The sequence below is a fragment of the Pseudolactococcus chungangensis CAU 28 = DSM 22330 genome (assembly GCF_002441885.1).
In the GTDB taxonomy this organism is placed as follows: Bacteria; Bacillota; Bacilli; order Lactobacillales; family Streptococcaceae; genus Pseudolactococcus; species Pseudolactococcus chungangensis.
This window is the reverse complement of record NZ_JXJT01000008.1, coordinates 15234-33315: the sequence shown is the minus strand read 5'-3', so window position 1 is coordinate 33315 and position 18082 is coordinate 15234. Positions and strand designations below refer to the sequence as shown.

The window sequence follows — 18082 nt, the reverse complement described above, 5'->3', positions numbered from 1 at the left end:
GTCATCGTCTATTTTGGTATGATTTTGAGAAAATAATTAACTCAATATGAATAAATAAAAGTCTCTTTAGAAATTTTATGATTCATTTCAGTCATCTGCTACAAATAACTGTATAATAGAAGTAGAAGTTTTTTAAGTAGACAGACAGAAGGATAGACATGAACATCAAGGCAGTTTTTTTTGATTTAGACGGCACACTTTTTACCAGCACACGAAATGTCGCTGCAACGACAAAACGCGCGATTGTTGAGCTACATAAGAATAAGATACTAGTCGGGGTCGCCACAGGGCGAGGGCCGGCTTTTGTCCTGCCTCTAATGGAGACACTGGGACTCGATTTTGCCGTGACTTACAATGGCCAGTACATCTTCACACCCGATGCCGTCATCTCAACTTCGCCAATTGACAAGAAAACCTTGCGCGACGTCATTGAATTTTCCCGCCGGCACGGCAGAGATGTCTCTCTCGGCATGGCGAACGGTGTCCATGGGAGTGGACTTGTTAAATTTGGTGAAACGCGGACAGCACAAGTGATTGCCAGCATTTTACCACAAAAAATGTCAGGCTTGACAAAAAGTGGCTTTAAAAACGTCATTAGAAAAATCAAACCCCAATCTAAAAATCTAGCCGATAATATCAGACAGCCTGTCTATCAAGTTATCATGGTCGCAACCAGTGATGAAACAGATGATATCATGGACAACTTTCCAGAATTACAAGCCACACGTTCCAATGCCTATTCCGCAGATTTGATTACCAAAGGTAATTCTAAATTAAAAGGGATTGAGAAAGTCGGGAGAAAATTCGGCTTTGACCTCTCACAAGTCATGGCATTTGGTGATTCAGATAATGATTTGGAAATGCTGTCAGGTGTAGGTCTAGGCATTGGTATGGGGAATGCCACACCAGCCATCAAAAGAGTCGCTAGTTATATTACAGATAACAACAACTCAGACGGTATCGCTAAAGCCCTCTCGCATTTTGGCTTGATTAACTTCAAGCATGCCGCAAGTTTTATCAGTAAAGACGATAACTTTAATAAGGTTAAAGAATTTCACCGCGTCATGGACGGGAAGACACAGGAAATGCCGCGTGTCTTTCTACCAGAAGAGGCAAGTAATCGAGCAGGTTTCAAGGTTGAGGAAATCGTTGAATTTCTATTTGCGGCAGCCAATGCTAATGTGCCTGTTTTTGATGAGTTGACAGAAAATTTGCACGAGTCGATTGACAAGGCAGCATCTAAAGTTAAGGCCAAACCGATACCAGAGGGGGAGAACGCCTTGACTGGCGAAGTGGATGCCCTTTTGGACTTGCTCTACTTTACCTATGGCTCTTTTGCCCTCATGGGTGTTGATCCGCACGCTATTTTTAAAGCCGTGCATCAAGCCAACATGGGGAAAATTTTCCCAGACGGTCAACCACATTTTGATCCAGTCACACATAAAGTCATGAAACCAGATAACTGGGAAGCAGACTTCGCCCCAGAAGGCAAAATCGAGGCAGAACTTGAGCGTCAAATTCGCGTCGCCATGAGTAAATTGAGCAAAGCTAAAGACGAACAATAATAACTCCTCCCATATTTTGGATATTTAGTCCAGCTTATGAAGCGCATGACATGAAAACAAGTATTGAATACATATTTTTTCTCTTTTCTTTCATATTCTTTCTGATTAGCAATGTATCAAAAAGTGACACGGAAATAGGCTATGAGCGATTCTGATTAATATCAAAAATCGTTCATAGCCTATTTTTAAAATGATTATTGTTCTAGCGTTTTTATTGTTATCAGGTGTTTAAACAGCTAGTTTGTTTTTTTGATGATTTTGACATATTGTCTCTAAAAAAACTTTTGGACTCACATAAAATATGATTAGTCTTGAAAAAAGGCACCATAGAGCGCTTTAATCGCAGCTTTTTCTTGGTCTGATTTGACGATAAACATGACTGAGACTTCTGATGAGCCTTGGGATAGCATTTCGATATTGATGCCGTCTTTGGCTAGGGCGTTAGCTGCACGGGCTGTGACCCCGATATGTTCGTTCATATCTTCACCAACAATCATGATGATTGAGAGATTTTTTTCAAAATGTAGGACATCAGGCTGCAAGCTTTCTGTCAGATTTTGAATGACTGAGCGTTCAATTTGTTTCGTCAAATAACGATTGCGCATGATGACGCTCATGTCATCAATCCCTGTTGGCATATGCTCGAAACGGATGCCGAGATTTTCAAGGATATGAAGGACTTTGCGCCCAAAACCGATTTCTCGGTTCATGAGATATTTGGAGATGTTGAGTGAAGTAAAGTCTCCATCGGCTGCGATGCCGACAACTGGACTGCCTGTGACGCTACGTTTAGCAACGATTCTTGTACCGGGATGCTCAGGATTATTGGTATTCTTAATCACGAGTGGCACACTTGCTCTGTAGGCGGGCAATAAAGCCTCGTCATGTAAAACAGAGAAACCGGCATAAGCGAGCTCACGCATTTCCTTGTAGGTGAGTTCAGGGATTGAGGTTGGTTGGTTGATGATACCGGGGTGGGCGGCAAAGATGCCGTCAACGTCAGTGAAGTTTTCATAGAGTTCGGCATGAACGCCGGCTGCGATGATTGAGCCGGTGATATCAGAGCCACCACGTGAGAAGGTGCAGATGTCGCCTTTTTCTGTGACGCCGAAGAATCCTGGGATGACGAGGGTTTCTTCTAGTTCGTTGAGGTAGTTGATTTTTTCGTTACTAGACGGTAGGAGGCGAGCGTTTCCTGGCTCAGGTGTGACGATGATGCCGGCATCTTGTGGGTGGATGTATTTGGCGTTAATACCATTTTCGCTAAAGTATTCGGCGATGAGTTTGGCGTTGTTGTTTTCGCCTGCGGCTAGAAAGGTATCATAGAGGAATTTATTGCCTTTGATTGGCAGTGTGGCGAGATCTTTGATGTCTGCGGCAATCTTGGTCATAACATTGCCTGTGATGCCTAGTTCGTCACAAATGGATTGATAGCGTGCAATAATCCAATCCTGGTTGGCTATGACATCATCACCGTTTTTGTAGGTTTTATAGTAAGCAATCAGGGCATCCGTTACTTTTGTATCATTGGCATCGCGTTTGCCAGGTGCTGAAACAACAACGAATTTGCGGGTCGGGTCATTTTTGACGATGTTGCGGACTTTTGTGAGTTGTTCGGCACTTGCGAGTGAAGAGCCACCAAATTTAATAACTTTCAAGATGAGATTTTCCTTTGATTATTCTAAGATATTGTGAAGATTATGCTACTTGGTGTAGAAACTTATCACAGCTTAGGGGGCGGTATTGTGTCATGATACTGAGCTGTTGCTCGGTTTTGGATTGTATTATATCTATTTTAGCGAAAATTCTGAAAACTTTCAATACGAAATATCAAAAAATTTGGTAAAATAGTATTTATGAATAAATTTAAAGCGATTATTTTTGATATGGATGGTGTTTTAGTAGATACTGAGCCCTATTATTACACGAGACGTCAGAATTTTTTAGATAGCAAAGGGATTTCGATTGCCCACTTGTCGCCACTTGATTTCATTGGGGGCAACATGAGACAGGTTTGGTATATGATTTTAAGAGATGACTATGATAAGTGGGATGTACCTGCTTTGCAGGCTGAGTACACCCAATATAAACTTGCCCATGCGATTCCTTATGATACACTCTTATTTTCAGATGCTAAATCTACTTTAGACGCTTTAAAAGCCAAGGGCTACAAACTTGGGCTTGCGTCTAGTACCATTAAACTAGAGATTTTAAGGGCGATGAAACTGACGGGGCTATTGCCCTATTTTGAGGTGGTTTTATCGGGTGAAGATTTCGAGGAGTCTAAGCCAAATCCGGAAATTTATGAGGTTGCGATGGCGCGGTTAGGTATGGATCCAAAGGAGACTTTGGTGATTGAGGATAGTGAGAAAGGTATCGCGGCTGGGGTTGACTCAGGTGCGACAGTCTGGGGAATTAGAGACAATGTGTTTGGTTTGGATCAGTCTCGGGCGGATGAATTGTTTAATAATTTAACTGAGATTGCGAGTCATTTGTAGACTGTGCTAAGTTGCCACCTTGAATCGTTGAAAAAACAGCTAAAATATGGTAAAATGAACCATTATGACTTAGTTGCTAGGTATCAAAAAGCGTTGATAACTGTATTAACAAAAGTCAGAAACTTCAGAACGAGGTGAATAGACGTGAAACGTTACGAAAGATTTTTACCACTTATTATCATCATTTCGATGACGGTGGTGTATTTATGCGAAGTGATTATTTTGCGCTTGGCAGAATTTCAACAAACTGAGCTGGTCTTATTGTTAGTTGTGAATTTAATTGTGATGTTTCTTTTATTAGCCCGTGCGCGTGTGGTGATGGCTAACAATCTCGATAATATCCGCGAACTCAATGAAACCGCAGAAAATTCACTGAATGCGACACTCGACACGATGCCAATAGGCGTATTGCGATATTCTGAGTTTGATTATACGCCCGAGTGGTTTAACCCATATGTCGATATTATCTTTTCCAATGATGAAGATAAATTAGAGGCCGATAAAATAAAAGAAATTGTGCAGGATATTGATGACCAAGGCATGCAATACCTGTCTGTCGGACAAAAAAAGTATGCGATTAAAGTTGACCATAAAAAGAAACTACTTTATTTTATAGATGCGACCAGTGAGGTTGTGGCGAAAACGATTACGCGTGAAAGCCGTCCTGTAATTGGGATTATTTCAGTCGATAATTATGATGATACGACTGATTTGATTTCTGACAGTAGTCGAACGATTATTAATAATTTCATTGCGACGAAAATCGATGCTTTTTCTAACAAATATAACGTTTATATTAGTCGATATAATGCCAGTCGCTACTATATTTATACGAATTATCTAACGTTGAAGCAAATCATGGATGATAAGTTTAAATTTGTGAACGCCTTTCGTGAGGAGGCGACAGAAAAAAACTTTTCTCTGACCTTGTCTATCGGGATGTCCTACGGTTTAGAAAACTTTTCTAAGATTGGTAAAACAGCACTTGATAACTTAGAGTTGGCACTTGTTCGTGGTGGAGATCAAGTGGTAATTAAAGAAAACATTAACACCGCCAAGCCAATTTATTTTGGTGGCAACTCAGCCAGCCATACTCAAAAATCTCGGACACGAGCGAGGGCGATTGCGACAGCACTTCGAACGATTGTGTTAGAGTCTGAGAATGTCTTTGTTATGGGACATAAATATCCAGACATGGATGCATTGGGTGCAGCAGTTGCAACAAAAATTTTCGCCAATATGAACGATAAAGAGGCTTTTATTGTTTATGACGAAAAACAACTTTTACCTGACGTTGAGCGTGCCATTGCCAAGCTCAATGAATCAAAAGATGGCTTTGCCCACATTATCCGGATGGATACCGCGTACGAGCTGAAAAAATCGAACTCGCTGTTGATTATGGTTGACCATTCGAAGACAAGTCAAACCATGGATTATGATTTCTATAAGAGTTTTGATAAAGTCGTAGTAATTGACCACCATCGTCGTGATGATGACTTCCCGAAAAATGCTTTACTGACTTATATTGAGAGTGGGGCATCATCAGCTTCTGAGTTGGTGGTTGAAGTCTTACAGTACCAAAATGATCAGAAACAAAAAATGTCAAAAGTGGAAGCATCAATTGCCCTGGCAGGCATTTCAGTCGATACACAGAAATTCTCCAAAGGCACAACTGCTAGAACCTTTGAGGCAGCGTCATTTCTCCGTTCCCAGGGCGCAGATAACAATCTAATTAAAAAATTCCTGGCGACAGAGTTTGACAAATACAAGAAGATTAACGAAATTGTCCTCAACGCTGAATTTCATGACAACATTGCCATAGGTATCGGGCTCTACCGCAAAATGTATGACAATGTTACAATCGCAAAAGCAGCGGATACACTCTTAAATATGGTGGGAATTGATGCCTCATTTACGATTGTCAATCATGAAAATGGTTATGTAGCTATTTCCGCTAGATCGTCAGGAGACTTCAACGTCCAACGTATTATGGAAAAATTTGGTGGTGGCGGACATTTCAATAATGCAGCAGCGCAAATTTATGAGAAAACCCCAACTGAAGTGAGAGATGATTTATTAAAACTCTTAAATCGCTCTGGTGATGACAAATAGATAATATAGCATAAAATGATGGAGACCATCTGAGAGAGGTAATGTATGGCTGGTAAGACTCAAGATAACAGAACACGCTCAATTGCGAGTAGCGGTATCACGTTCGGCTGCGCACTTGCGATCGTCATTTCATATGTCAAGTGGCATAGTATCGCTTGGGCATGTATTCATGGTTTGTTTAGCTGGGTGTATGTCATCTATTTTATGTTAAAAGGCTATTGAGTCAGCTTAGTATTAAAACGATTAGTTATGTTATAAAGGAGAAATAAAATGAAAGTCATTTTTTTACAAGATGTTAAAGGTAAAGGCAAGCGAGGTGAAGTGAAAGAGGTCCCAACTGGTTTTGCACAAAACTTTTTAATCAAAAAAAATCTAGCCAAAGAGGCAACTGGTAAAGCTATGGCTGAGTTGAAAGGTCAAGTCAAAGCAGAGCAAAAAGCAGAGGCTGAAATCTTGGCTGAAGCGCAAGCCCTTAAAGCTGAACTTGAAAAAGAATCAACAATTGTTGACATCAAAGAAAAAGTTGGCGCAGATGGACGCCTCTTTGGTGCCATCAATTCAAAAAAAATTGCGGATGCCCTCAATGCGCAATTTAACCTCAAACTAGACAAACATAAAATTCAATTAGCCTACCCGATTAAAGCTATTGGCTTGAAAGATGTACCAGTTAAATTGCACAAAGATGTAACGGCAACGATTCGCGTTAAAATTTCGGAGAAGTAAATGGCAGATATTGATGTGCTCAAGGCACCGCCTCAAGATTTAGCAGCTGAACAAGCTGTCCTTGGGGCAATTTTCCTTGATAGTGACCGCTTGATTGAAGTATCAGAATACGTCACAGCTGATGATTTTTATAAGACATCGCACAAGATTATTTTTCGCATCATGCTACGCCTACAAGATGAGCGTAGCCCAATTGATGTTTTAACCGTCCATTCCTTATTGGAAAACCAAGGAGATTTGGAAACAATCGGTGGTATTTCCTATATCGCTGAATTGGCAACGAGTACACCAACAGCGGCCCACGCGGTTTTCTATGCTAAAATTGTAGCTGAAAAATCTTTACTACGTAAGTTAATCAGCCAGTTGACTGAATCAGTCGAACGTGCCTATTCTCAAGAAGAGGCAGCCGACGACATCATCGCTGAGGCAGAAAAAGGTATCGTCGCCGTCACAGAAGGTCGGACACGCTCAGGATTTCGTAAAATATCTGAAATCATTGATATTAACTACGATGAAATCGAGCGTTTATCAAAATTGAAATCGACGGTGACCGGCATTTCAACTGGCTTTCCATCACTTGATGAGAAAACGACCGGTCTACATGAAGGCGAGCTAATTATCTTAGCTGCCCGCCCAGCCATGGGGAAAACCGCTTTTGCCTTGAACATTGCTTCAAATATCGGAAAACTCGGGCAGACCGTTGCCATCTTTTCTCTGGAAATGGGAGCAGAAAGTTTAGTTAACCGGATGGTTTCATCAGAAGGATTAATTGATGCACATGCTTTGCGAACGGGTAAGTTAACCGATGATGACTGGAGCAATTTAATTATTGCACAAGGCGCCTTGGCAGATAGAAGTATCTACGTCGATGATTCACCTGGTATTAAAATCACAGAGATTCGAGCAAGGTCACGGAAATTGGCCCAAGAGCAAGGCAATCTAGGTTTGATTCTAATTGACTATTTACAGTTGATTTCAGGAACAGGTAAAGAAAATCGTCAACAAGAAGTATCAGAAATCTCACGGCAGTTGAAAGTTCTAGCTAAAGAATTAAAAGTCCCTGTTATTGCGCTCAGCCAGCTCAGCCGTGGTGTTGAGCAACGTGAGGATAAACGCCCTAAATTATCAGATTTGCGGGAGTCAGGTTCAATAGAACAAGATGCCGATATTGTCGCTTTTATTCATCGTGAGGCTTATTATCAAAACGCCAATGATCCAGAAGTCGAAATTGATAATAAAGCTGAAATTATATTTGCTAAGAACCGATCAGGTGAAACCGGTACTGCCGAGTTAATGTGGGTGGGGCAATTTACCAAGTTTACCAGCATTGACACGCATCATGAAGCAAGTCAAGGCTACTAAAATCTAGTGTAGATTTTAGTAGACCTTTCATGTTATAATAGAAATACTGTAAAAGTTCACAGCATGTGAACTAAGGAAATCAAAGAAACGAGAGCGATATGGATAGTCAAGAAGTTGGAAAAATCATTGAGATTAAAAAAGAGGTGGCCTCACATCTAGGTGAAGATGTAGAGATTACAGATCATTATGGTCGTAAACGTGAAAACCGTCATAAAGTGACCGTGACAGAAGTTTTTGATACACATTTTGTCGTTGAAAAAATATTGCCACGTGGTCAAAAAATCGTTGAATCTTATATGTACGCTGACATTTTAACACAGTCAATGTTGATTCATTATAAAGGATAAGGCAGTCATTTGATATCAGAAAGAAAGGAGGGGTCTATCAGCATGATGGAAGGTAACGAAGCGGATTGGCACTACGTGCCACTCAATAACTCATTTGGTCAAAGTGTGAATAACGTTTTTTATGCAACTTTTGGTAGCCAAAAGGCATTCGTTAAAGTCAATGCTAGCCCTCTTCTGGCATCAATTTCACAAGTAGGTTTGACGCCAAAAATTATTTGGACCAAGCGCAATAGCAATGGTGATATGTTAACGGCACAATCTTGGGTTGACGGTGTCGTGCTTGCAGCAACTGAAATGGGAGATATGCAAGTCAATCAGACACTTGCTACCCTTCATCACAGCAAAATGCTAGTAGAAGCCTTCAAAAAATTTGGCAACGATGTGACCACACCGAAACAACTGGTGGATAAATTACATCAACATGCGCATAGAAGTTTAATTCAAAATTCATACTTGTCAAATGCCTTATCAGAATTACGCGAAGCGACACCTAGGTTTGATGCACAAAATGCTGTCGTCGTCCATGGTGATGTTAACCACCATAACTGGTTAAAAAATGACCACAGTGGTAAAATTTACCTAGTAGACTGGGATACGGTAGCTTTATCAGATGCCTTTGTAGATGTTGCACATCTGTTGAGCCACTACATTGCCCCAAATCAATGGCGGGAATGGTTAGAATACTCAGGTTATCGGGTGGATGAAGAAACGTTTGTTAAAATAAAATGGTATGGGACACTATCATTTTTAAAACAGATCAACGAAAATTTATGGTCTGACAATTTACAGGCTGCGAATTTAGAAATTCTAGGTTTGCGAAATTTTTGTAACATTTTTAAATAATGTATGGGGAGACTAGCGTCTCCTTGTTTCAGTTAAAGGGAAAAAGTTTAAACCAGGTGTTTAAGCTTTTCTACTCAAAAAATATAAATTGCGTCATGCATTAACATAGGAGTGAAAGAAAAAAGATGCGAGTTAGAAATCGTAAAGGTGCCCCAGAGATGATGGCAGCCAACACCCAATATGTGGTTGAAAACCCAGAGGCCTTTAAAGGTAAATGGGCAGAGAAATTTGGTAATAACCACACTATCCATATTGAAGTCGGTTCAGGAAAAGGGGCATTTATTACAGGTATGGCAGAACGTCATCCAGACATTAACTATATCGCCATTGATATGCAATTGACAGTTTTATCCTACGCTTTAGATAAGGTACTCGACATGAACCTGCCGAATGTGCAACTCTTGCATGTTGATGGGAGTAGCTTAACCAATTATTTTGCGGATGGCGAAGTAGACTTAGTTTACTTGAATTTCTCAGACCCATGGCCTAAAACGCGTCATGAAAAACGTCGTTTGACCTACAAAGATTTTTTGAAAACCTACGAAACAATCTTAGTCAAAAATGGACAAGTCCATTTTAAAACTGATAACCGTGGCTTATTTGAGTACTCTTTAGCATCGATGAGTCAATATGGTATGACCTTGCAGCAAGTATGGTTGGATTTACATACTGATACAGAATTCTCTGAAAAAAATGTCATGACAGAATACGAGGCAAAATTTTCTTCTAAAGGCCAAGTAATCTACCGAGTGGAGGCGCAGTTTTAATATATGAAATGTCCAAAATGTCAATCAGAAGAATCAAAAGTCGTTGACAGTCGTCAGGCTGAAAATGCGATTAGACGACGCCGAGAATGTGAAAATTGCGGCAATCGTTTCACAACCTTTGAACGTATTGAAGAAATGCCCTTGTTAGTCATCAAAAAAGATGACACCCGAGAAATCTTTAACCGTGATAAAATTATCACAGGGATTGTACGTAGTGCCCGCAAACGACCAGTGTCTTCTGAGTCAATTGAAAAAGCAGTTGAGCGTGTTGAGCGCAAAGTCCGGATGCTTGCGGAAAATGAAGTCCATTCAGACACCATTGGCGAGTTTGTTATGGAAGAGTTGGCAGAACTTGATGAAATCACTTATGTACGTTTCGCGAGTGTTTATCGCAGTTTTAAAGACGTTAGCGACCTTGAAGATCTCTTACGCAATATTACGAATAAGAATAAATAGATAAAAGCTGATAGTGAGCTCTGCTCACTATCAGCTAGGTAAGGAAGTGACCATGCGGCCTATTGATAAATTCACAGTTAAAAACGCTGATAAAACCAGCTTTGATGCCGGTGTTTTTGTCATGTTCTACCAACCGATTATTGGACGAGAAAGTTTCGCTTTGTACCAACTCTTGCGTGTTTTCCCCAATCACCAGGGTCGTCTGTCAGACTTACTCAATCATCTTGATTACGGCTTGAATGAGCTGATGAGTAGCTTTGACCAGCTATCAGCCTTGCATTTACTAGATATTTATGAGGACCATGGCGAACTGACCTTAGATTTAAAAAGCCATTTGACACCGGAACTTTTTCTGGCAGATGGTCTTTATAAACAATTGTTAACGGATAAAATCGGTCAACCCGCCGTTGATAAATTGGTGAGAGACTCTGACTTTTCGGGTCAAAAAATCTCTAAAAAATTTTCAGATGTCTACCGTGTGGCTGAAATACCTGAAACACCAGTTATTTCAGTGCCGGCAGATACAAAATTAGATATAGCAGCTTTTAAGACAGCTATGCAAAATCAAGGCGTCCAGTTTGCCAATGAAACCAAGGACACGTTATCACTTTATGCCTTGGCAGATAAATTTGACCTTGATTGGTATAAACTCTTTAAAATAGCAGAAACGACAAAAAATGCCGATCAGACACTCAACACAGCCAATATATCTCGTCATTTAATCGCACAAAACCAAAAACAGCCGCGTTTATTAGATTTTTCAAAAGCCGAACAAGCCTTAATCAGAACAGCCAAGTCCGAAAAACCAGAGGCACTGCTGTCGCAAATTAAGAAACGCCGTTTTGACGGTCATCCGACTCAAAAAGAAAAGCAACTCCTTATGCGTCTTTCACGTGATGGCGTCGCACTAGAAATCCAAAATATGCTGATCATCTACTTCTTGGAAATTCGAGGCTATTCTAATGTCTCAGACTATATTGAAGAGCAGGCTAACCGCTGGAAGAAAGATCAGGTGACCTCAGCCGAGCTAGCAGTGAAGTGGTTAGCAAGCTATCAGCGTAATCAGACAGAGAAAGTGCAGCAAAAAACGAAAACTCAACCAAAAGCCGCACCAGTTGGGAGTAAAACACCGGATTGGTATGATCCTGATTACAAAAATGAAACCAGCTTAGATCAACAGGCAGAGCTAGAAAAAATTAAACGTCAGGCACTTGACAAAATGAATGGTGGTGAATAAGATGGCAATGGAATCAATAGCAGATGCGATGGCAAATCGTTTAGACGTCAAAAAATATCAGGAACTAACAGACAAAATCTTGGAGAATCCTGAAATTCAAACTTTTATTCAAGACAATGGTTTTGAATCTGCACAAGTGACGAAATCTCTGTCAAAATTTAACGAATATTTAAAAGAAAAAGCTAAATTTGTCGCTGGTGAGCCCACTAAAATAGCAGGCTACGAACCAATTCTCTTTAATAATGAAGGCTTTGCTGATGTGACTTATCGTGCAACAGCAGAAACCTTGGCGAAAGAAGCTGAAATAATCAAGAAGCGCCGAGTTAAATTGATTGGTATGCCAAGAGATTTTGCTAATGTCACTTGGAATGATGTCCTTTTAGATGATGCCAATCGCGTTGCCGCCTATCAGGCTGTTGCTGAATTTATAGCAGATTATCCTAATCAAAACGGCGTTTATCTCTATGGCAAATTCGGTGTTGGTAAGAGCTTTATGATGGCTGCTATGGCAAATGAATTGGCAGAGAAGGGGATTGCGACTAGCTTGATTCATTACCCTTCTTTTATCTCTGATAACACTGGTTTTGATGCATTAAAGTGGCAGGCTAATGAGATTAAAAAAGTCCAAGTTTTAGTCTTGGATGACATTGGTGCTGAAAGTAATAATGATTGGATTCGTGATAATATTTTGCAGGTGATTTTGCAGTATCGGATGCAGGAAAACTTACCGACATTTTTCACATCGAATTTAACCATGGATGAGCTTGAGATGCGACTTGCCATGACTAAAAAAGGGGATGAAACTTGGTCTGCTAAGCGGGTCATGGAACGTGTTCGCAAGCTATCAAGAGAGTTTCGCTTGGAGGGAGAAAATCGTCGCAATGGTCAATGACACAATCAATCTCATGATGCAACACACATCAGTCAGAAATTTTACAGATGAAAAAATCCCAGTTGACATCTTGAAAACAATCATTGAAGCTGGTCGTGCCGCATCTACTTGGAAAAATTTTCAGTCTTACTCCATTATCAACATTTCGAATGAAGTGACTAAACAGAAAATATATGATTTACAGCCTCAAAAATCAATCAAGGGCGCTTCAAATTTTCTCGTCTTTGTTGGTGACCTCAACCGTGCTGAAAAAGCAGTGAAATTACATACAGATGTTTTTTATCCAGAAGGTATTGAAAATCTCTTGATTTCATCTGTTGATGCCAGTCTGGTTGCGCAAAATACTCTTTTAGCGGCAGAAAGTCTGGGCTATGGTGGTGTAATTGTTGGGTTGATCCGTGACCAAGCGACTGAACTGTCAGCGCTTTTGAATTTGCCTGACTACACCTATCCCTTGTTTGGCTTAGCTTTAGGGGTACCTGCGCGTCAAAATGATGTCAAACCACGTTTGCCTTATGAAGCAGTTGTCTTTGACGAGACCTACAAAGTTCAAGAGACCAAGGTCATTCAGGATTATGACCAAATGCAAGCAGAGTTTTCTGGAGAACGTCGACTTGGTACCGACTGGAGTGAACGAATCGTCGCACAATTTGGTACGCCATCACAAACAGCAACACTTGAAAATTTGCAGGCTAAAGGCTTGATGAAATAAAAGCATGATTAATTTTTCAGTAGGGGAATGCTGAGAAAGGCTATTAAAAAGGGAAATGAAATGAAAAAAATCAAAGCTACTATTTTCTGGGGAGCCGTCATTATTTTGCTCTTGGGAATAGGCGCGACAGTAGCACATTTTAAATTTGGATTTTTGAAAAAAGATGAGACAACAGAATTTGTCATCCAAAAAATTGAGTCGCAAGCTAAACTAAAAGTAACAAAAACAACCTCAAAAGAAGTTAAAAAAGTCGCCTTAGAACCAGAATTGGTAAAGGAATGGAATGAGCTTGGTAAAGGTCTTGTTTCTATTTTTTCAGGGCGAAATATGACGATCAAAGCTGTTGTAGAGACAGATTTTGCTTTAGACTTGTCGAAAATCTCGAGTGAGGCTATTAAAGTGAAAAACAATGTTTTCACAGTGACAGAACCACTTATTGTTGAAGTAGATTCACAAATTGATTATAGCAAAACAGAAATTGAAAAAGATAGTAATGGTGCATTTGATAAGGTCGTTGATATCTTTACAAATAGAAAAGATGCTAATCAATTCATGCAAGATAATTTAAAAAGTGTTGATGTGACAGCCAGCGAAAATGTTTCAATGGATGATACAGTCAAGCAGAAGGTTGTTAAGGATACAAATAAAGCACTAGGTGAATTTCTATCCAAAGCAACAGAAAAACCAGTTAAGGTTGCTTTAACTGAAAAAGATTTTACATTTGTCAATGTTGATAAATAAAAAAATAAGTTCATGATATCTTATTGATGTCATGAACTTATTTTATCGATTTTGTATTGTTTTCAATGACTCATATTATTGTTTTACAATTTTTTTGAGAAAATGATACAAAATAGGCTATGACTGATTTCTATTAACACTAGAAATCAGTCATAGCCTATTTTTGGAGGGAATTTTGTCCCAACGCTCTATTATTTATTGTGCATCAGTTTTGAAGTTTTTCAAACTTGCAAGGTAGAGCGCCCCACCAACGATAGATACGATACCACCGGCTATGCCTAGAAGTGGAATTAAAGCGACTGCACCACCGACGATTAAAAGAACGTGTGCTGCCGTTTTAACCAGACCAGTTCCTTTATAAGTAATAAGACCAACAATACCAAGAACAAGAATTGCAATTTTAACTAAAATGAATATAATTGATAGAACGACTGTTGAAGTGGCACTGCCGTCATCATTAAGTGCATCATTAGTTATCCCACCAAGAATGAATAAGGGGGCGAAAACAAGGGCAATACCACCGATAAGTCCGAAGATGCCGTTTGTGAGTGCGAGCGTTTTAGATTTCATAAAAAATCTCCTAACTTAGCTTTTAGTGAGGTTCAAGATTTGCTCATGTGTCTTTATAATCGCTTCTTACTTAGATATTTAAAATAATAAAAATAGAAAAAACAAATTAACTAACATTTATATTAATATTATCATACTAATCAAAACATTGCAATTATACACTAATCGTAAACACATTATATGAACTTAATCTGTTATTGTCTTGAGGTAACGGAAAAAAGATGAGCAGGACGAAACATATTGTGTTATACTTAGACTTGAGTGCTTAGCAAGTGGACAGGCACGGCAACATAAAGGAGAAAAGAAAACAATGGCATTACCAACAGTAGCAATTGTCGGCAGACCAAACGTCGGCAAATCGACAATTTTTAATAGAATCGCAGGCGAACGGATTTCCATCGTCGAAGATACACCCGGCGTAACGCGTGACCGGATTTACACAACCAGTGAATGGCTTAATAAAAAATTCGCCATGATTGATACAGGTGGTATCGAAATGGCTGACACACCCTTCATGGCACAAATCAAGGCACAAGCTGAGATTGCCATGGACGAAGCTGATGTTATTGTTTTTGTCGTAGACGGTGAAAACGGCGTGACAGATGCAGACGAATATGTCGCACAAATTCTTTACAAAACAGATACTCCTGTCATCCTCGTCGTCAACAAAATTGACAACCCCGAGCGTCGTATGGAGATCTTTGATTTCTACAGCCTTGGATTGGGCGAACCTTACCCAGTATCAGCAGTTCACGGGATTGGGACAGGCGACGTGCTAGATGCCATCATCGACAACCTACCAGTCGAAACTGAAGAAGAAAACCCAGACATCATCAAATTCTCACTGATTGGCCGACCAAACGTCGGAAAATCAAGCTTGATTAATGCCATTTTAGGAGAAGACCGCGTTATCGCAAGCCCAATTGCTGGCACAACACGCGATGCTATCGATACCAACTTCACCGATGCTGAAGGTCAAGAATTTACTATGATTGACACCGCAGGCATGCGCAAACGTGGTAAAGTCTACGAATCAACTGAGAAATATTCAGTCATGCGTGCCATGCGTGCCATTGACCGTTCGGACGTCGTCCTCATGGTACTGAACGCCGAAGAGGGTATCCGAGAATACGATAAAAGGATTGCAGGCTTTGCACATGAAGCAGGCCGTGGGATTATCATCGTTGTCAATAAATGGGATGCCATTGAAAAAGACAACAAAACGCTTCAAAAATGGGAAGAAAAAATTAGAGACGAGTTCCAATATTTGAGCTATGCACCGATTATTTTCGTGTCTGCTGAGACCAAACAACGTCTCAATAAATTACCTGATTTGATTAAATCAGTCAGCCAAGCCCAAAATATGCGGATTCCATCTGCTGTGCTCAATGACGTCATCATGGATGCGATTGCCATTAATCCAACACCAACCGATAAAGGCCGTCGTCTCAAAATCTTCTATGCCACACAAGTAGCCATCAAACCACCGACATTCGTTGTTTTTGTGAATGAAGAAGAACTTATGCACTTTTCATATGCACGGATGCTAGAAAATCAAATTCGTAAAGCCTTTGTCTTTGAGGGGACACCCATTCATTTAATTGCTCGTAAACGGAAATAGGCTTATGACTTTAGACAATGATGCCATTGAAATTACAAGACAAACATCAGCTATTTCGGTAACAAAATCAAGTGGCACTCAGGTAGCTTATTATTTGTATCCTGAGTTTGAAATTCATGTGAATATTTTACCTGCCGGTGTTGTTCAAGATTGGCACAAACACGTGCAACTTGATGAAAATGTAATTGTGACTTCTGGTGAAATCACGGTCGAGTACATGGAAAATGGTCATGTTTCAAGTCAAATAGTACAAGAAAATGATGTCTTACGCGTTAAGCGAAGTATTCATCGGCTATTAAATCAATCAAGTGAACCAGCCCAATTTATCGTCTTTCGTTTCGTCCCAACGAGTCAAGAACAGTCTGAACTGATGAAACAGGATAAAGTTGATTGTGAAAATGAGATAAAATAAGTCTTTAGGACAAGAAAAAAACTTCTGAGTTTTAATCATCAGAAGTTTTTTATTTACAGTCTTAGCCCAATAGCACGACCATGTACCCGAAAAAGGCGAGAATTAAGATGCTGCCTTCAAGTCGAGATAGGGTGTTGCGCTTTCCAATATAGGAGAAAGTCCAAATGAGGAATGTGAGACCGAATAGGAATGTGAGTTCCAAGTTGAAAATCGGAAGGTAGGTGAGTGGGTTAATCACAGCACCTAGTCCGATAATCAAGAAGAGATTCAGGATGCAAGAACCAATGAGGTTACCGATTGCTAAGCCTTCTGTTCCTTTTAGTGTTGCTGTAATGGATGTGATTAATTCAGGAAGTGCTGTTCCCATGCCAACAATAGTCAAGCCAATAATGCTATCAGGGACTCCGATAGTTTCGCCAATGATTTTAGCATTATCAACGGCAAAATCTGCGCCGAATTTGAGGGCGACAAAGCCTAAGGCAATAAATAATATGGACTTAGGAATAGAGATGTTTTCTGTATTAGGACGTATTTTGTGTTTGGTTAACTGAATGCTGTGCAAAGATTTATACGCAGGTACGATGAAGTAAGCAATACTCATGGCAATCAAGAACCAGCCTTCTAATCTTGAAATCATGAAGTGCTCTCCAATCAGACCATTACCCATAAAGGCAAGGAGTGAAGTTGCCATGATAGCAAGTGGTAGGTGGATATTCTTGGTTTCCCGATCTAAATAGACGGGTTTGATTAAGGCAATAATTCCTAGAATTAAGCTAAGATTGACAATATTTGAGCCAAGGGCATTACCAAAAATTAAATCATGGTATTCGTTTTTAGCAGAAGTAATGGTAATCATCATTTCAGGAAACGATGTACCAAGTGAGACAATCGTCAAACCAATAACGACGTCAGGAATGCGATATTTTTTGGCGATATTGCTTGTGCCATCGACAAGGACATCTGCACCAAAGATAATCAGTGCAAATCCTACTAAGACAAGTAATATTTTTATAGTCATATCTTTATGATATCATTTTATGTAAACAAACTCAAAATTCTTAATTTCTAACTAATCGGAGAGATAAAGTAGAAAATTTAAAATAAAGGTGAAAGTTTGCATTCTGTTAAAATTATGGTATAATAACTCTAAAGAACAAAGAAAGGAGCGCTCACAATGGGCGCTCCTGTTGTTTGAATTTAAATAAATGTTCTTGAGAACATTAG

18 protein-coding genes and 1 pseudogene are annotated in these 18082 nt (G+C 39.8%); 16 read left to right on the top strand and 3 right to left on the bottom strand.

Features of this window, described 5'->3' with window-relative positions:
• Positions 1-158 precede the first annotated feature (158 nt).
• The gene (locus RR45_RS04985) at positions 159-1565 is read left to right on the top strand and encodes a Cof-type HAD-IIB family hydrolase (RefSeq protein ID WP_031366739.1); all 1407 of its coding nucleotides are present in this window, start codon (positions 159-161) and stop codon (positions 1563-1565) included.
• 305 nt (positions 1566-1870) lie between these two features.
• Here the strand turns inward: RR45_RS04985 and RR45_RS04980 are convergent, their stop codons facing one another.
• Positions 1871-3223 carry an aspartate kinase gene (locus tag RR45_RS04980; RefSeq protein WP_031366740.1) on the bottom strand — a complete coding sequence of 451 codons (1353 nt, stop codon included), beginning with the start codon at positions 3221-3223 and terminating at the stop codon, positions 1871-1873.
• A gap of 198 nt (positions 3224-3421) precedes the next feature.
• On the opposite strand from RR45_RS04980, the gene RR45_RS04975 reads away from it, so the two are divergent.
• From RR45_RS04975 to RR45_RS04920, 13 genes and pseudogenes are all read left to right on the top strand, one after another.
• Positions 3422-4063: an HAD family hydrolase gene (locus tag RR45_RS04975; protein WP_031366741.1), complete on the top strand. Its 642-nt coding sequence runs from the start codon at positions 3422-3424 to the stop codon at positions 4061-4063.
• Between the two features lie 144 nt (positions 4064-4207).
• Complete coding sequence (locus RR45_RS04970; RefSeq protein ID WP_031366742.1) at positions 4208-6175, top strand: GGDEF domain-containing protein; 1968 nt, start codon at positions 4208-4210, stop codon at positions 6173-6175.
• Between the two features lie 45 nt (positions 6176-6220).
• Complete coding sequence (locus tag RR45_RS11190; protein WP_167362590.1) at positions 6221-6397, top strand: hypothetical protein; 177 nt, start codon at positions 6221-6223, stop codon at positions 6395-6397.
• A gap of 48 nt (positions 6398-6445) precedes the next feature.
• Positions 6446-6898 carry a 50S ribosomal protein L9 gene (rplI, locus tag RR45_RS04965; RefSeq protein WP_031366743.1) on the top strand — a complete coding sequence of 151 codons (453 nt, stop codon included), beginning with the start codon at positions 6446-6448 and terminating at the stop codon, positions 6896-6898.
• Entirely contained in the window at positions 6899-8260 is a 1362-nt protein-coding gene (gene dnaB / locus RR45_RS04960) for a replicative DNA helicase (protein WP_031366744.1), read from the top strand. It abuts the gene before it with no gap.
• A gap of 98 nt (positions 8261-8358) precedes the next feature.
• A complete protein-coding gene (locus RR45_RS04955) occupies positions 8359-8607 on the top strand; it encodes a Veg family protein (protein ID WP_031366745.1) in 249 nt (82 codons plus the stop codon).
• 42 nt (positions 8608-8649) lie between these two features.
• Complete coding sequence (locus tag RR45_RS04950; protein ID WP_031366746.1) at positions 8650-9450, top strand: phosphotransferase family protein; 801 nt, start codon at positions 8650-8652, stop codon at positions 9448-9450.
• A 122-nt stretch (positions 9451-9572) separates the two neighbouring features.
• Positions 9573-10217 (top strand): annotated as a pseudogene (gene trmB, locus RR45_RS04945) (tRNA (guanosine(46)-N7)-methyltransferase TrmB); the annotation flags it as partial.
• Between the two features lie 3 nt (positions 10218-10220).
• Positions 10221-10673: a transcriptional regulator NrdR gene (gene nrdR / locus RR45_RS04940; RefSeq protein WP_031366748.1), complete on the top strand. Its 453-nt coding sequence runs from the start codon at positions 10221-10223 to the stop codon at positions 10671-10673.
• A gap of 52 nt (positions 10674-10725) precedes the next feature.
• Positions 10726-11910 (top strand): DnaD domain protein, encoded by a 1185-nt coding sequence (locus RR45_RS04935; RefSeq protein ID WP_031366749.1) that lies wholly within the window; start codon positions 10726-10728, stop codon positions 11908-11910.
• 1 nt (position 11911) lies between these two features.
• Positions 11912-12802 (top strand): primosomal protein DnaI, encoded by an 891-nt coding sequence (gene dnaI, locus RR45_RS04930; RefSeq protein WP_096823162.1) that lies wholly within the window; start codon positions 11912-11914, stop codon positions 12800-12802.
• A complete protein-coding gene (locus RR45_RS04925) occupies positions 12792-13514 on the top strand; it encodes an NADPH-dependent oxidoreductase (RefSeq protein WP_031366751.1) in 723 nt (240 codons plus the stop codon). The genes dnaI and RR45_RS04925 overlap by 11 nt, the downstream gene beginning before the upstream one ends.
• Positions 13515-13574: 60 nt before the next feature.
• Positions 13575-14255, top strand: coding sequence for a DUF4230 domain-containing protein (locus tag RR45_RS04920; RefSeq protein WP_143188743.1), 681 nt, complete (start codon positions 13575-13577; stop codon positions 14253-14255).
• Between the two features lie 195 nt (positions 14256-14450).
• On the opposite strand, the gene RR45_RS04915 is transcribed toward RR45_RS04920, so the two are convergent.
• Positions 14451-14825, bottom strand: a complete 375-nt coding sequence (locus RR45_RS04915) for a hypothetical protein (protein ID WP_031366753.1) — start codon at positions 14823-14825, stop codon at positions 14451-14453.
• 310 nt (positions 14826-15135) lie between these two features.
• On the opposite strand from RR45_RS04915, the gene der reads away from it, so the two are divergent.
• Positions 15136-16446 carry a ribosome biogenesis GTPase Der gene (gene der / locus RR45_RS04910; protein ID WP_031366754.1) on the top strand — a complete coding sequence of 437 codons (1311 nt, stop codon included), beginning with the start codon at positions 15136-15138 and terminating at the stop codon, positions 16444-16446.
• Between the two features lie 4 nt (positions 16447-16450).
• Positions 16451-16858 carry a cupin domain-containing protein gene (locus tag RR45_RS04905; RefSeq protein ID WP_031366755.1) on the top strand — a complete coding sequence of 136 codons (408 nt, stop codon included), beginning with the start codon at positions 16451-16453 and terminating at the stop codon, positions 16856-16858.
• A gap of 61 nt (positions 16859-16919) precedes the next feature.
• On the opposite strand, the gene RR45_RS04900 is transcribed toward RR45_RS04905, so the two are convergent.
• Positions 16920-17876 (bottom strand): sodium:calcium antiporter, encoded by a 957-nt coding sequence (locus RR45_RS04900; RefSeq protein ID WP_084463466.1) that lies wholly within the window; start codon positions 17874-17876, stop codon positions 16920-16922.
• Between the last annotated feature and the right edge of the window lie 206 nt (positions 17877-18082).

Coding starts and splice junctions, on each gene's coding strand:
- RR45_RS04985 (WP_031366739.1), top strand. CDS start 159: ATGAACATCAAGGCAGTTTTTTTTGATTTAGACGGCACACTTTTTACC.
- RR45_RS04975 (WP_031366741.1), top strand. CDS start 3,422: ATGAATAAATTTAAAGCGATTATTTTTGATATGGATGGTGTTTTAGTA.
- RR45_RS11190 (WP_167362590.1), top strand. CDS start 6,221: ATGGCTGGTAAGACTCAAGATAACAGAACACGCTCAATTGCGAGTAGC.
- rplI (WP_031366743.1), top strand. CDS start 6,446: ATGAAAGTCATTTTTTTACAAGATGTTAAAGGTAAAGGCAAGCGAGGT.
- dnaB (WP_031366744.1), top strand. CDS start 6,899: ATGGCAGATATTGATGTGCTCAAGGCACCGCCTCAAGATTTAGCAGCT.
- RR45_RS04955 (WP_031366745.1), top strand. CDS start 8,359: ATGGATAGTCAAGAAGTTGGAAAAATCATTGAGATTAAAAAAGAGGTG.
- RR45_RS04950 (WP_031366746.1), top strand. CDS start 8,650: ATGATGGAAGGTAACGAAGCGGATTGGCACTACGTGCCACTCAATAAC.
- nrdR (WP_031366748.1), top strand. CDS start 10,221: ATGAAATGTCCAAAATGTCAATCAGAAGAATCAAAAGTCGTTGACAGT.
- RR45_RS04935 (WP_031366749.1), top strand. CDS start 10,726: ATGCGGCCTATTGATAAATTCACAGTTAAAAACGCTGATAAAACCAGC.
- dnaI (WP_096823162.1), top strand. CDS start 11,912: ATGGCAATGGAATCAATAGCAGATGCGATGGCAAATCGTTTAGACGTC.
- RR45_RS04925 (WP_031366751.1), top strand. CDS start 12,792: ATGGTCAATGACACAATCAATCTCATGATGCAACACACATCAGTCAGA.
- RR45_RS04920 (WP_143188743.1), top strand. CDS start 13,575: ATGAAAAAAATCAAAGCTACTATTTTCTGGGGAGCCGTCATTATTTTG.
- RR45_RS04915 (WP_031366753.1), bottom strand. CDS start 14,825: ATGAAATCTAAAACGCTCGCACTCACAAACGGCATCTTCGGACTTATC.
- der (WP_031366754.1), top strand. CDS start 15,136: ATGGCATTACCAACAGTAGCAATTGTCGGCAGACCAAACGTCGGCAAA.
- RR45_RS04905 (WP_031366755.1), top strand. CDS start 16,451: ATGACTTTAGACAATGATGCCATTGAAATTACAAGACAAACATCAGCT.
- RR45_RS04900 (WP_084463466.1), bottom strand. CDS start 17,876: ATGACTATAAAAATATTACTTGTCTTAGTAGGATTTGCACTGATTATC.